Origin of the sequence: Lactobacillus sp. PV037 (assembly GCF_014522345.1) — a bacterium.
Taxonomy (GTDB): domain Bacteria; phylum Bacillota; class Bacilli; order Lactobacillales; family Lactobacillaceae; genus Lactobacillus.
The window spans coordinates 1,140,682-1,154,298 of record NZ_CP041987.1 but is presented as its reverse complement, the minus strand read 5'-3'; the positions used below and the strand labels follow the sequence as shown (position 1 = coordinate 1,154,298).

Annotated in this window: 7 protein-coding genes, 21 tRNA genes and 3 rRNA genes; 29 read left to right on the top strand and 2 right to left on the bottom strand. The window is 40.9% G+C overall.

Translation table 11 applies throughout. From position 1 onward, the window contains the following. Positions 1 to 66: 66 nt before the first annotated feature. Genes FP435_RS06245 through FP435_RS06230 form a run of 4 tightly spaced genes read left to right on the top strand, consistent with a single transcriptional unit; the run spans position 67 to position 3,109 of the window. Positions 67 to 399, top strand: a complete 333-nt coding sequence (locus FP435_RS06245; protein WP_265483334.1) for a hypothetical protein — start codon at positions 67 to 69, stop codon at positions 397 to 399. 8 nt (positions 400 to 407) lie between these two features. Then, complete coding sequence (locus FP435_RS06240) at positions 408 to 1,802, top strand: bifunctional metallophosphatase/5'-nucleotidase (RefSeq protein ID WP_265483332.1); 1,395 nt, start codon at positions 408 to 410, stop codon at positions 1,800 to 1,802. Further along, the gene (locus FP435_RS06235; RefSeq protein WP_265483330.1) at positions 1,783 to 2,325 is read left to right on the top strand and encodes a YutD family protein; all 543 of its coding nucleotides are present in this window, start codon (positions 1,783 to 1,785) and stop codon (positions 2,323 to 2,325) included. Before FP435_RS06240 ends, FP435_RS06235 begins: the two co-directional genes overlap by 20 nt. A 1-nt stretch (position 2,326) precedes the next feature. Continuing rightward, on the top strand, positions 2,327 to 3,109 hold the full coding sequence (locus FP435_RS06230) for a TIGR01457 family HAD-type hydrolase (protein ID WP_265483328.1): 783 nt from the start codon (positions 2,327 to 2,329) through the stop codon (positions 3,107 to 3,109). Between the two features lie 4 nt (positions 3,110 to 3,113). Here FP435_RS06230 and FP435_RS06225 read toward each other — a convergent pair whose 3' ends face one another. Continuing rightward, the gene (locus FP435_RS06225; RefSeq protein ID WP_265483326.1) at positions 3,114 to 3,761 is read right to left on the bottom strand and encodes a VTT domain-containing protein; all 648 of its coding nucleotides are present in this window, start codon (positions 3,759 to 3,761) and stop codon (positions 3,114 to 3,116) included. Positions 3,762 to 3,781: 20 nt separating this feature from the next. Continuing rightward, positions 3,782 to 4,738, bottom strand: a complete 957-nt coding sequence (locus tag FP435_RS06220; RefSeq protein WP_265483324.1) for an NAD(P)/FAD-dependent oxidoreductase — start codon at positions 4,736 to 4,738, stop codon at positions 3,782 to 3,784. A gap of 100 nt (positions 4,739 to 4,838) precedes the next feature. On the opposite strand from FP435_RS06220, the gene FP435_RS06215 reads away from it, so the two are divergent. The 25 genes from FP435_RS06215 (at position 4,839) to FP435_RS06095 (ending at position 13,615) form a co-directional block, all read left to right on the top strand. Then, positions 4,839 to 5,207, top strand: coding sequence for a CvfD/Ygs/GSP13 family RNA-binding post-transcriptional regulator (locus FP435_RS06215; protein WP_265483322.1), 369 nt, complete (start codon positions 4,839 to 4,841; stop codon positions 5,205 to 5,207). A 320-nt stretch (positions 5,208 to 5,527) separates the two neighbouring features. Beyond that, positions 5,528 to 7,098 (top strand): 16S ribosomal RNA (locus tag FP435_RS06210). A 229-nt stretch (positions 7,099 to 7,327) separates the two neighbouring features. After that, positions 7,328 to 10,234 (top strand): 23S ribosomal RNA (locus FP435_RS06205). A gap of 59 nt (positions 10,235 to 10,293) precedes the next feature. Continuing rightward, positions 10,294 to 10,410, top strand: a 5S ribosomal RNA gene (gene rrf, locus FP435_RS06200). Together the 16S, 23S and 5S rRNA genes with 16 tRNA genes alongside form the textbook arrangement of a ribosomal RNA operon. Before the next feature lie 2 nt (positions 10,411 to 10,412). Next, positions 10,413 to 10,485, top strand: a tRNA-Val gene (locus FP435_RS06195). Positions 10,486 to 10,488: 3 nt separating this feature from the next. Then, positions 10,489 to 10,561 (top strand) — tRNA-Lys (locus FP435_RS06190). Positions 10,562 to 10,579: 18 nt separating this feature from the next. Then, positions 10,580 to 10,661: transfer RNA gene (locus FP435_RS06185), tRNA-Leu, on the top strand. 21 nt (positions 10,662 to 10,682) lie between these two features. After that, positions 10,683 to 10,755, top strand: a tRNA-Thr gene (locus FP435_RS06180). 17 nt (positions 10,756 to 10,772) lie between these two features. Beyond that, positions 10,773 to 10,844, top strand: a tRNA-Gly gene (locus FP435_RS06175). A gap of 12 nt (positions 10,845 to 10,856) precedes the next feature. Next, positions 10,857 to 10,942 (top strand) — tRNA-Leu (locus FP435_RS06170). A gap of 9 nt (positions 10,943 to 10,951) precedes the next feature. Beyond that, positions 10,952 to 11,025: transfer RNA gene (locus FP435_RS06165), tRNA-Arg, on the top strand. A 4-nt stretch (positions 11,026 to 11,029) separates the two neighbouring features. Continuing rightward, positions 11,030 to 11,103, top strand: a tRNA-Pro gene (locus FP435_RS06160). Positions 11,104 to 11,124: 21 nt separating this feature from the next. Further along, positions 11,125 to 11,198, top strand: a tRNA-Met gene (locus FP435_RS06155). A 12-nt stretch (positions 11,199 to 11,210) separates the two neighbouring features. Next, positions 11,211 to 11,284, top strand: a tRNA-Ile gene (locus FP435_RS06150). A 33-nt stretch (positions 11,285 to 11,317) separates the two neighbouring features. Then, positions 11,318 to 11,391, top strand: a tRNA-Met gene (locus FP435_RS06145). Between the two features lie 3 nt (positions 11,392 to 11,394). Then, positions 11,395 to 11,467: transfer RNA gene (locus tag FP435_RS06140), tRNA-Asp, on the top strand. Between the two features lie 5 nt (positions 11,468 to 11,472). After that, positions 11,473 to 11,545, top strand: a tRNA-Phe gene (locus FP435_RS06135). Positions 11,546 to 11,557: 12 nt separating this feature from the next. Then, a tRNA-Gly gene (locus FP435_RS06130) sits at positions 11,558 to 11,628 on the top strand. Between the two features lie 4 nt (positions 11,629 to 11,632). Then, positions 11,633 to 11,707, top strand: a tRNA-Ile gene (locus FP435_RS06125). A gap of 2 nt (positions 11,708 to 11,709) precedes the next feature. Beyond that, a tRNA-Ser gene (locus tag FP435_RS06120) sits at positions 11,710 to 11,799 on the top strand. A 1,396-nt stretch (positions 11,800 to 13,195) separates the two neighbouring features. Further along, positions 13,196 to 13,267: transfer RNA gene (locus FP435_RS06115), tRNA-Glu, on the top strand. Between the two features lie 23 nt (positions 13,268 to 13,290). Further along, positions 13,291 to 13,381: transfer RNA gene (locus FP435_RS06110), tRNA-Ser, on the top strand. A gap of 6 nt (positions 13,382 to 13,387) precedes the next feature. Continuing rightward, positions 13,388 to 13,461 (top strand) — tRNA-Met (locus FP435_RS06105). 3 nt (positions 13,462 to 13,464) lie between these two features. Beyond that, positions 13,465 to 13,537: transfer RNA gene (locus tag FP435_RS06100), tRNA-Asp, on the top strand. Positions 13,538 to 13,542: 5 nt separating this feature from the next. Continuing rightward, positions 13,543 to 13,615: transfer RNA gene (locus tag FP435_RS06095), tRNA-Phe, on the top strand. Positions 13,616 to 13,617: the final 2 nt, after the last annotated feature.

Genomic DNA, 13,617 nt, shown 5'->3' with positions numbered 1-13,617 from the left:
TAAAAATATCTTTTGGTTCACTATGGTACAATTTTAATGAATTAAAAAAATACAGGTGATTTAATAATGGCACGACAATATCAAGAATTAACGTTAATTGAAGAAATAATTCGCAAAGATGGTAGCAAGTATTATGAAATTTCAAATATAGATCAAAATGGAATTGCAGAATTAGCAGTTGATAGAGGAGAATTAAGAAATGTGAAGATACTACAATTAAATCTTCCCAAGACCAAAGCTTTGCAAACTTATGAAGAGTATATTAATGAAAATTATGAACTAGAAACGTTGACAAACGAGGAAGATTGGAAAAATCCAAAATGGGTTGAATGGGAAAAACCGAAGGGAAAAGTTTTGGATGCTTACCAAAATATTTTAAAAGCTAATCGAATTGGATAGAGGGAAAAATGGAAAAATTACGTATCTTACATACAAATGATTTACACTCTCATTTTGAACAATTTCCTAAAATTGGACGCTATTTAAAACAGGCACAAGCAGATACAACAGTTGATCAAGTGTTAACTTTTGATGCAGGTGATTTTATGGATCGCTCTCATCCCTTATCTGATGCTACTGAAGGGCAAGCTAATATTGCTTTGATGAATGAATTTAATTATGATGCAATTACAATTGGAAATAATGAAGGAATAGCAAATTCACATGAGGTACTGGAAAATCTTTTTGAAGATGCAAATTTTCCAGTAATACTTGCAAATTTACGTGAAGCAGATGAGAAGTTACCTAAATGGGCAAATGAGTATCAAATAATAACTACTTCCAAAAATACTAGAATTGGTTTGATCGGTTTAACAGCACCGTATCCAATGACATATGAGCCTAATGGATGGCATGTAAAATTTATCTCTCAAACGCTGGATAACATGCTTAAAAAAATGGCTAATAAATATGATTTTTTAATTGTAATTAGTCATATTGGGTTAACGTTAGATAAGTATATTGCTGAGCATTATCCACAGGTAAAGTTGATTATTGGTGGTCACAGCCATGATTTGCTTGCAGAAGGGATGAAAGTAAATCAAACTTGGATTACTCAAACCGGTAAATGGGGTAAATATGTTGGGGATATTCTTTTAGAAATAGAAAATCATCAGTTAAAAAGTGTTACTCCTAAAACAATAACAGTAGATGACTTGCCTGAGCACAAGGGAGATAGAGAGTTTGTTGAAAAATTAAGATTAAGTGGTGAAAAACTCTTAGCTGGTCGCCAGATTGCTAATTTACCTAAAAAATTTGCTCAGGGACAAGAAGTGATGATTCAGGCAGCTCTTAATGCAGTCAGTGAAGCGGCTAAGACAGATATTGCGATGCTAAATTCAGGGCTCTTTTTAACAGATGTGAAGCCAGGTGTCTTTACAGAAGCTGACTTACAAGCACTTTTACCTCATCCAATGCATGTGGTAAGAAGTAAATTAATTGGAAGAGAATTATGGCGCTTGATAATGGAAATGGAAAAAAATCGTCACTTTCTCCAGAAGTTTCACCAAATAGGAATGAGCTTTCGCGGGAAAATATTTGGTAATATCGTGTATAAAGGTATTAAAGTTGATCCAAATTCCAGAACTGTCTATATTAACGGACAAGAAATTGAACCAGAAAAAGAATATGTTATTGCCGTATTAGATCATCACGTCTTAGTGCCATTTTTCCCAACGCTATCAATTGTAGGAGAAAATAATTTTTTATTTCCTGATTATTTAAAGACAGTCGTTGCAAAGTATTTAAGTAAAAATTATCCCCTGAAAAAAAGAGGTGAAGATAGTGGAGAAAACAGAAAATGAAAAAAAGCAGGTTTATCATCCTTTAGCACAGGTAATTAAGGATGAAGAAAAGGTCTTTATTGATGGAAGAGAATATGAACTAATTGAAAATGTGAGAAATGCATTTGATGTAGAAGTTCTCAAAGAAAAATATGATCCTTTTTTAAATCAATATGATTATCTTGTTGGGGATGTTTCAAGTGAACATTTACGTTTAAAAGGATTTTATGATAGTCAAGATCGGGCTCCAATTGATAAAAAAGCAAATGTAATTGTTGATTACCTGGAAGAGTATTGTAATCCTGGAAGTCCATATTTTATCTTACATTTAGTTGAACAAAATGCAGTCAAGAAAATAGTATTGGGGAGAAAAAACACTCAACATAAAAAGCAGTATCGTTCTTCTAAAAAAGCCCATAATAAAAACAATTTTAAAGATAAAAAAGTTCATCGCACCCGTATTCGCAAGAATGCTATAGCAACTCGAAAAAAGAACCGAAGTAATAGAAAGAATAGTTTTGTAATTAAGAAAAGGAAGAGTTAAGTTGAAAAACAAAAAATATAAAGGCTATTTAATCGATCTAGATGGAACTGTTTATCGAGGTAAACAGACCATTCAAACAGGAGTGGATTTTGTTCATAGATTGCAAGAAAAAAATATTCCCTATCTTTTTTTGACTAATAATACTACTAGAACAAGACAAATGGTCTTAGAAAAGCTGAACGGGCATGGTGTAAAAACTCAGTTAGATCATATTTACACTCCTGTTTTGGCAACGATTGATTATTTATTAGAGAAAAATCCAGGAGTAGATAAAATTCCTGTCTATATAATTGGAGAAGTAGGTTTAAAAGAAGGACTCCTTAATAATTCTCATTTTTATCTTGATGAAGACAATCCTAAGTATGTAATTGTTGGAATGGATACCCAGATGACCTATGAAAAAATTAGGACGGCAGTTAGGGCAATCAGAAAGGGTGCAATTTTCTTGGGAACTAATCAAGATTTGAATTTACCCGCAGGGGATGAATTGCTACCGGGAAATGGTTCTCAGTGTGCAATGATTAGTGCAGCTTCTGGGGTAGAACCAATTTATATTGGAAAACCATCCCCAATCATTGTTAACTATGCTTTAAAGATAATTAATTTACCCAAAGAAGATGTAATAATGGTAGGTGATAATTATGATACTGATATCATGACTGGGGTAAATTATCAAATGGATACCTTATTAACATTGACAGGGGTAACAAAAAAGGAGGAATTAGTTGATAAACTAACTCCTCCTACCCATGTGGTTGAACATTTAGGAAATTGGCAAGTATAAAAAATTAAAATTCTTTTCTTTGGACAATTTTTTTTCGTATCCAGATAATAAGCACTGGAACTACTGAAATTAAAATGATGCCAAGAACGATTAATGAAAAATGATCTTGTACTAAAGGGATGTTTCCAAAGAAGTAACCAATGATTGAAAATAAAGTTACCCATAAAAAACCACCGATAAAGTTATAAATAATAAAAGTACGATAGTGCATTTTGCTAGCGCCAGAAACAAAAGGAACAAAAGTACGAATAAATGGAATAAAACGTCCAATTACAATAGTCTTTCCACCATGAGTAGCAAAGAAATTCTCTGCTGCTCTTTTTTTGTTCTCATCAATCAGCTTATTGAACCAAGAATGTTTAGAACCGCTGTGTTGGGACCAATTACCAATTTCGTAATTGGCAGTATCACCTAGAATAGCTGCAATTAAAAAGATAAAATAGCAAAGCCAAAAGTTAAGATGGTATTTTGGAATAGCAGCCATTGCACAAGCTGCAAAAATAAGTGAATCTCCTGGTAAAAAAGGAAAAATAACCACACCAGTTTCAATAAATATTATTAAAAATAAAAATAAATAAGACCAGTTACCAAATGTGTTAACCAATGTCACTAGGTGCTTATCAATATGTAAAATAAAATCAACTAGGTTCATCGAAAATCCTTTCTAAGTATTTATAGGCCAGTAGAGTGTAAGGTCATCTTTTTTTCTGGAAAAAGTGTGTCCATTATTTTACTAATGGCAATTTGTACTTCTCCAAAACCTATTCCAATCATTGGGGCACGCCCAGGATAGGTAATTGCATCTCCCACTGCATAAATTCCTTGAATATTTGTCTCCATAAAATTATTTACTTCAATTAGTCCGTGGCTTAATTGAAGTCCCCATTTTCTTAATTGAGTATTATTTGATTTAAATCCATATGCGACTAAAAGGTCATCAAATTCTTTTTCAATCAAGTTATTATTTCCTACTTCTTTAAGAGTAAGCTGGATTTTGTTTGAAGAAGTAGGTTGAATTTTAGAGGGAAGAAATGGGGTGAAAAAGCTTACATTTTTAGAATTAGAAAGGGTCGTGACATTGCTTTCAAGCCCCCTAAAAGATGTTCGCCGATGAATTAAGGTGACTTTATTACGTGGTGATAATTCAAGAGCCCAATCTAAAGCTGAATCTCCACCTCCTAGTACCGCGATTTGCTTGTTCTTGAAGTCTTGTGGATTAGGAAGAAAATAGTGAATATTCTGTTCAAGAGTGGAAGGAATTTCAAGTGGAAGAGGTTTAGGTTGAAAAGCACCTAACCCAGTGGCTAGAACAATACTTTTAACGTAGTAATCATTATCAATAATAAAACCATTTTGATCACTCTTATTGATTTTTTGAACACGATAATTAGAAATAATATTTTTAGTTTCAATTTGGTCATTGAGATTTTTAATTAAATTATCTCCGGTAATTTTGGGATAGGCGGGTATATCTTTGATTTGTTTGTTGGGATATAGATATTTTGGCTGGCCGCCAATTTTTTCTAAAGCTTCAAAAGTAACTGTGTTAAAACCATGGAGCTGGGCAAAACTAGTTGCAAAAAGTCCAATGGGTCCGCTACCGATAATAGCTAAGTCATATTTTTTCACAAAAATTAGTCTCCTTAATATAGAAATTATTCGTCTTTTATTATTACATATTTTTCAAGATAAAAGGGAGAGATTATAATAAGGTAAGGGAGATGAGACGATGAAAAAAGTAGAAATAGGAGAAGTAGTAGAAGGAAAAATTAGTGGGATACAACAATATGGAGCTTTTGTAAGATTAGAAAATGGTGAAGAAGGACTGATTCATGTATCAGAGGTAAGAGAAGGATACATCGCAAAAATTGGAGAAGAATTCTCTGTGGGACAATTGGTGAAAGTAAAGGTAATAGATATCGATCCTTATAATGGGCAAATAAGTCTTTCAACACGCGCTTTACAGCCAAGTAAAATGCGACGAGAAAGAAGACGCTTTTGGACATCTAAAAGTGTAAAAATAGGATTTAAAGGCTGTGAGGAAGAACTAAAAAAAGAAATAGAAAAAAGGGTTGCGAAAAGTAAAAGGATAGGGTAATATATTTATTGCTGTTAAGGAAGAAAAAACAGTGAAAAAATATGTTGACAAAGATGAATAAACAACGTATAATAATAAAATGTCTTCGGGATAACAAACCGGCGACAAAGAATTTTAAAATTATCTCTTGCAAGTAAAAAGCAAGTATGATATAATAGATAAGTCGTCAATCGACGCTTTAGTACCTTGAAAACTGAACAAAAATTCGTAAGTGTGCGGGGGAAATAAACCCCAAACAAAGCGAAGTCAATTCGCAAGCAATAAATTTGAGATAACAAATCAAAAAAACGTTAAGAGCTAAGAAAAGCTCATTTCAAAAAGGAAATGAGAGTTTGATCCTGGCTCAGGACGAACGCTGGCGGCGTGCCTAATACATGCAAGTCGAGCGAGCTTGCCTAGATGATTGAAATGCTTGCATTTCATGAAACTAGATACAAGCTAGCGGCGAACGGGTGAGTAACACGTGGGTAACCTGCCCAAGAGACTGGGATAACACCTGGAAACAGATGCTAATACCGGATAACAACACTAGACGCATGTCTAGAGTTTGAAAGATGGATTTCTATCACTCTTGGATGGACCTGCGGTGCATTAGCTAGTTGGTAAGGTAACGGCTTACCAAGGCAATGATGCATAGCCGAGTTGAGAGACTGATCGGCCACATTGGGACTGAGACACGGCCCAAACTCCTACGGGAGGCAGCAGTAGGGAATCTTCCACAATGGACGAAAGTCTGATGGAGCAACGCCGCGTGAGTGAAGAAGGGTTTCGGCTCGTAAAGCTCTGTTGTTGGTGAAGAAAGATAGAGGTAGTAACTGGCCTTTATTCGACGGTAATCAACTAGAAAGTCACGGCTAACTACGTGCCAGCAGCCGCGGTAATACGTAGGTGGCAAGCGTTGTCCGGATTTATTGGGCGTAAAGCGAGTGCAGGCGGTTTAATAAGTCTGATGTGAAAGCCTTCGGCTCAACCGAAGAACTGCATCAGAAACTGTTAAACTTGAGTGCAGAAGAGGAGAGTGGAACTCCATGTGTAGCGGTGGAATGCGTAGATATATGGAAGAACACCAGTGGCGAAGGCGGCTCTCTGGTCTGCAACTGACGCTGAGGCTCGAAAGCATGGGTAGCGAACAGGATTAGATACCCTGGTAGTCCATGCCGTAAACGATGAGTGCTAAGTGTTGGGAGGTTTCCGCCTCTCAGTGCTGCAGCTAACGCATTAAGCACTCCGCCTGGGGAGTACGACCGCAAGGTTGAAACTCAAAGGAATTGACGGGGGCCCGCACAAGCGGTGGAGCATGTGGTTTAATTCGAAGCAACGCGAAGAACCTTACCAGGTCTTGACATCCAATGACAACCTAAGAGATTAGGCTTTCCCTTCGGGGACATTGAGACAGGTGGTGCATGGCTGTCGTCAGCTCGTGTCGTGAGATGTTGGGTTAAGTCCCGCAACGAGCGCAACCCTTGTCATTAGTTGCCATCATTAAGTTGGGCACTCTAATGAGACTGCCGGTGACAAACCGGAGGAAGGTGGGGATGACGTCAAGTCATCATGCCCCTTATGACCTGGGCTACACACGTGCTACAATGGACGGTACAACGAGAAGCGAACCTGTGAAGGCAAGCGGATCTCTGAAAGCCGTTCTCAGTTCGGATTGTAGGCTGCAACTCGCCTACATGAAGCTGGAATCGCTAGTAATCGCGGATCAGCACGCCGCGGTGAATACGTTCCCGGGCCTTGTACACACCGCCCGTCACACCATGAGAGTCTGTAACACCCAAAGCCGGTGAGATAACCTTTAAGGAGTCAGCCGTCTAAGGTAGGACAGATGATTAGGGTGAAGTCGTAACAAGGTAGCCGTAGGAGAACCTGCGGCTGGATCACCTCCTTTCTAAGGAAGGGCAACTGATGGAGAGTGTGAAGACACTAAAAGAAGTCAGAAAGCCAAACAAGAAAAAGGCACACAGAAGAATTTTTGTTTAGTTTTGAGGGCAGTAAAGAAGTTCTCAAGAGTTAGTACATTGAAAACTGAATATAATCAAAGCAAAAAACCGAGACAATCGAAAGAGAAACAGATTGAAGAGCGACCGAGAAGAAGAGAGAAACTCAAACTTGAAATAGGTCAAGTAGAAAAGGGCGCATGGTGAATGCCTTGGCACTAGAAGCCGATGAAGGACGTGACGAACCACGAAAGGCTTCGGGGAGCAGTAAGTAAGCGATGATCCGGAGATATCCGAATGGGGGAACCCAATACCGAGAGGTATTATCGTATGATGAATAAATAGTTATACGAAGGAAGACGCAGTGAACTGAAACATCTAAGTAGCTGCAGGAAGAGAAAGAAAAATCGATTTCCTAAGTAGCGGCGAGCGAACAGGAAAGAGCCCAAACCAACTGGCTTGCCAGTTGGGGTTGAAGGACTGCGATGTAGTACTTGAAGTGATAGCAGAATTATCTGGAAAGATAAGCCAGAGAGGGTGATAGCCCCGTAAGCGAAATTGCGACAAGACTTAGCAGGATCCTGAGTAGGTCGGGACACGAGGAATCCCGATTGAATCCGCGAGGACCATCTCGTAAGGCTAAATACTAACTAGTGACCGATAGTGAACCAGTACCGTGAGGGAAAGGTGAAAAGAACCCCGGGAGGGGAGTGAAATAGAACCTGAAACCGTGTGCCTACAAGTAGTCAGAGCACATTAAAGTGTAATGGCGTGCCTTTTGTAGAATGAACCGGCGAGTTACGTTATGTTGCAAGGTTAAGTCAGAAAAGACGGAGCCGTAGCGAAAGCGAGTCTGAATAGGGCGAAAGAGTAATGTGACGTAGACCCGAAACCAAGTGACCTACCCATGACCAGGTTGAAGGTGTGGTAAAACACACTGGAGGACCGAACCCACGTGAGTTAAAAATCGCGGGGATGAGTTGTGGGTAGCGGTGAAATTCCAAACGAACTTGGAGATAGCTGGTTCTCTCCGAAATAGCTTTAGGGCTAGCCTCGTGTGAATGATAATGGAGGTAGAGCGCTGTTTGGACTAGGGGCCCGTCATGGGTTACTGAATCCAGATAAACTTCGAATGCCAGATATCAATGCACGGGAGTCAGACTGCGAGTGATAAGATCCGTAGTCGAAAGGGAAACAGCCCAGATCACCAGTTAAGGTCCCCAAATCTATGCTAAGTGGAAAAGGATGTGGAGTTGCGTAGACAACTAGGATGTTGGCTTAGAAGCAGCCATCATTTAAAGAGTGCGTAATAGCTCACTAGTCGAGTGACGCTGCGCCGAAAATTTACCGGGGCTAAGCATAGTACCGAAACTGTGGATGCATATATTATATGTGTGGTAGGAGAGCGTTCTAAGTGCGGTGAAGTTAGATCGAGAGGACTAATGGAGCGCTTAGAAGTGAGAATGCCGGTATGAGTAGCGAAAGATAGGTGAGAATCCTATCCGCCGTAAGACTAAGGTTTCCTGGGGCAGGCTCGTCCGCCCAGGGTAAGTCGGGACCTAAGGTAAGGCCGAGAGGCGTAGCCGATGGACAACAGGTAGAAATTCCTGTACTGAAACTGCTTGTTATGAGCAATGGAGGGACGCAGGAGGCTAATGACGCATGGTGTTGGATATCCATGTGCAAGCGTTAAGAGTTAAGATGAGTCAAATGCTTGTCTTTAAAAGCTTGAGACGTGATGCGTAGTGAAGTTAAGTAGCGAAGGTCATGATGTCACACTGCCAAGAAAAGCTTCTAGCCAGAGTAGTTTTACCCGTACCGCAAACCGACACAGGTAGTCGAGGAGAGTATCCTCAGGTGAGCGAGAGAACTCTCGTTAAGGAACTCGGCAAAATGACCCCGTAACTTCGGAAGAAGGGGTGCTGATTGTAAAAGATCAGCCGCAGTGAAGAGGCCCAAACAACTGTTTATCAAAAACACAGGTATCTGCAAAATCGTAAGATGACGTATAGGTGCTGACACCTGCCCGGTGCTGGAAGGTTAAGAGGAAAGCTTAGCGCAAGCGAAGGTTTGAATTGAAGCCCCAGTAAACGGCGGCCGTAACTATAACGGTCCTAAGGTAGCGAAATTCCTTGTCGGGTAAGTTCCGACCTGCACGAAAGGTGTAATGATTTGGGCACTGTCTCAACGAGAGACTCGGTGAAATTATAATACCCGTGAAGATGCGGGTTACCCGCGACAGGACGGAAAGACCCCATGGAGCTTTACTGTAGCTTGATATTGAGTATTTGTTAAACATGTACAGGATAGGTAGGAGCCAGAGAAGATAGGACGCTAGTTTTATCGGAGGCAATGTTGGGATACTACCCTTGTTTGATGGATCCTCTAACTCAGATCGCTAAGCGCGGTCGAGGACAGTGTCAGGTGGGCAGTTTGACTGGGGCGGTCGCCTCCTAAAGTGTAACGGAGGCGCCCAAAGGTTCCCTCAGAATGGTTGGAAATCATTCGCAGAGTGTAAAGGTATAAGGGAGCTTGACTGCGAGAGCTACAACTCGAGCAGGGACGAAAGTCGGGCTTAGTGATCTGGTGGTACTGTATGGAAAGGCCATCACTCAACGGATAAAAGCTACCCTGGGGATAACAGGCTTATCTCCCCCAAGAGTTCACATCGACGGGGAGGTTTGGCACCTCGATGTCGGCTCGTCGCATCCTGGGGCTGAAGTCGGTCCCAAGGGTTGGGCTGTTCGCCCATTAAAGCGGCACGCGAGCTGGGTTCAGAACGTCGTGAGACAGTTCGGTCCCTATCCGTCGTGGGCGTAGGAAATTTGAGAGGAGCTGTCCTTAGTACGAGAGGACCGGGATGGACATACCGCTGGTGTACCAGTTGTCGAGCCTTCGGCATCGCTGGGTAGCTATGTATGGACGGGATAAGCGCTGAAAGCATCTAAGTGCGAAGCCCCCCTCAAGATGAGATTTCCGATGCGAAAGCAGTAAGACACCTTAAAGACGATGAGGTAGATAGGCTAGGAGTGTAAGCTCAGTGATGAGTGAAGCGGACTAGTACTAATCAGTCGAGCACTTGACCAAAGCTCTAGGTTTTAGGCTTTAGATTATATTCAGTTTTGAGTGTAAAAGCTCAAAGAAAGTATAGTAACGATAGCAAGAAGGAAACACCTGTTCCCATGCCGAACACAGAAGTTAAGCTTCTTAACGCCGAAAGTAGTTGGTGGGAAACTGCCTGCAAGGATAGGTAGTTGCTATGCATGGAGGATTAGCTCAGCTGGGAGAGCATCTGCCTTACAAGCAGGAGGTCACAGGTTCGAGCCCTGTATCCTCCATCTGAGTCGTTAGCTCAGTTGGTAGAGCATCTGACTTTTAATCAGAGGGTCGGCAGTTCGAGACTGCCACGACTCATTGACCCTATATATTTTTGCGGGTGTGGCGGAATTGGCAGACGCGCTAGATTTAGGTTCTAGTGTTTTCGGACGTATGGGTTCAAGTCCCATCACCCGTATCCGCCTTAAGTGAGCAGCTTGCCGATTTAGCTCAGTTGGTAGAGCATCTGTCTTGTAAACAGGGGGTCGAAGGTTCGAATCCTTTAATCGGCATTACAATTAAATATTATGCGGAAGTAGTTCAGTGGTAGAACATCACCTTGCCATGGTGGGGGTCGCGGGTTCGAATCCCGTCTTCCGCTTATCATTATCATGCCGGGGTGGCGGAACTGGCAGACGCACGGGACTTAAAATCCCGCGGTTGGTGACAACCGTACCGGTTCGATTCCGGTCCTCGGCATATAATGATGCACCCTTAGCGCAACTGGATAGAGTGTCTGACTACGAATCAGAAGGTTGAAGGTTCAAATCCTTCAGGGTGCATTTTCGGGAAGTGGCTCAGTTTGGTAGAGCACCTGGTTTGGGACCAGGGGGTCGCAGGTTCGAATCCTGTCTTCCCGATTTGTAACATGGTTACATATTGGCGGTGTAGCTCAGCTGGCTAGAGCGTCCGGTTCATACCCGGGAGGTCGAGGGTTCGATCCCCCCCGCCGCTATAAGGTATACTTGGACCTTTAGCTCAGTTGGTTAGAGCAGACGGCTCATAACCGTCGGGTCGTAGGTTCGAGTCCTACAAGGTCCATATTCGGATCTTGATTTTTTATATTAGAATTATCGCGGGATGGAGCAGTCTGGCAGCTCGTCGGGCTCATAACCCGAAGGTCATAGGTTCAAATCCTATTCCCGCAATTTGGTCCCTTAGTGTAGCGGTTATCACGCCTCCCTGTCACGGAGGAGATCACCGGTTCGATTCCGGTAGGGACCGTAAATGGCTCGATAGCTCAGTTGGTAGAGCAAAGGATTGAAGCTCCTTGTGTCGGCGGTTCGATTCCGTCTCGCGCCATTAGAAAAACATGCGGGTATAGTTTAGTGGTAAAACGAAAGCCTTCCAAGCTTTAGTCGCGAGTCCGATTCTCGTTACCCGCTTTATGGGCCTATAGCTCAGCTGGTTTAGAGCGCACGCCTGATAAGCGTGAGGTCGATGGTTCAAGTCCATTTAGGCCCATTGGAGATTTACTCAAGTGGCTGAAGAGGCGCCCCTGCTAAGGGTGTAGGTCGGTTTATACCGGCGCGAGGGTTCGAATCTCTCAATCTCCGTAACAAGAGGATATTAAATTAAAATAGTTAATGAAGATAAGACGCAATTAGTTGAAAAGGCTAATTGCGTCTTTTTATAATCTTTCTTTTTAGTTATATTTTCTTCAGCTATTTGTATTTTAATAAATGCCATAAAAGTGTATAACTTGTAGAAGAAGGAAACCATACCTAGATTGGATACCGAGGATACTTTAGAGCGCAAATTACTTATTAAACTGCTCTTTCTCCTAGATTTAAATGTAAACTATCTACTAAACTTATGTAAAGAAGTGCCAATAGGTTAAATTTAAGGGGATAAGCAAGCTTTATAAAGTGGAGAAATTACTGCCTAGGGTACCTGGTTGGGCCCCTCTCTGCTCTTTTATCAAGGAGTGAGAGACGCTACTTCCTATTTTCTAGTGAGTTTTCTTATCATGAGTAATGAGTTCCTCGCTAAAATTTATTCTAAAACCAGTTCTGAGGTTGGTAGTGACTTGAATATTAATGATTTATTGATGAATACCATAAGAAGCCCCTAATTCTAAAATTTTCTGTAGGAATGGTATTAAAGAACCATTCAGTAGCTTTGAGTAGCAATCCAGAGAGTAAGGGAAAGATTTTTATTATAAAAGTCGGACTGCATGATGAAACTTCTATTTTAGCCAAATCTAGAATACACAGCACAAACTTGTTAGATTGCAAATTACCTCTAAAACACCTATCGTAAAAGTGGGAGAATGAAATTCTTCTCACTGTAAACTCTATTATTAGAGCTAAAAATTTTTAACCAAAAGACAAGAGATTTTAAAGATTCCTACTAAAAATAGATTTTTGTAAATTTTAAAATCTATCAGAGTTTGGCAATTAATCTTGGAAGGTCTGATAGTAAGGTGTAAGACGTATTTTTGCAAGGAAGACTAAGTATTATACCCTAGTGTATTTATCGCTTAGCGCTGCTTATAGTTGGAGGCAGCAAAATTCAAACCAATAGAGCTTAAACCGTTTAAAGCTCAATGTGAAAGATACTTGAGTATTTAAATAAAGCTGAGGCAAGTGAGAAGTAAAAGAAAGAATAGAAAAGTGAAATTATTTAAAGGGGAAAGAGATAACAAAGGGATGAAAAAGAAGAAGTCAGGTTTATTTTTACACATCTAAACACCAAAAATGTTCTTACTAACATGAGGCAGAAGAGAATTTTATAAAATATGAGGGTTATAAAAGGCGCCATTAAAAGGTTTAAGAAAATAGGAGAAAATAATTTTAAAAAACACTTGCATAAGTCAGGTTTTTCTAGTATTATGATTATTGCTGATGCGATGAAAAGTGAGAAAGCTTAAATCAAGTCAGAAAAAAGTAAAAAAAGTTGTTGACGAAAGTTAACAGATCTGGTATCATTAATAAATGTGTTAGATAAGAAGGCCCGTTGGTCAAGTGGTTAAGACACCGCCCTTTCACGGCGGTAACATGAGTTCAAATCTCGTACGGGTCATTACCATTTAATGGTAATATTATGGAGGATTACCCAAGTCCGGCTGAAGGGAACGGTCTTGAAAACCGTCAGGCGGGTTCTGCCCGCGCGTGGGTTCGAATCCCACATCCTCCTTATTATCGCGGGATGGAGCAGTCTGGCAGCTCGTCGGGCTCATAACCCGAAGGTCATAGGTTCAAATCCTATTCCCGCAATTTGGTCCCTTAGTGTAGCGGTTATCACGCCTCCCTGTCACGGAGGAGATCACCGGTTCGATTCCGGTAGGGACCGTAAATGGCTCGATAGCTCAGTTGGTAGAGCAAAGGATTGAAGCTCCTTGTGTCGGCGGTTCGATTCCGTCTCGCGCCATT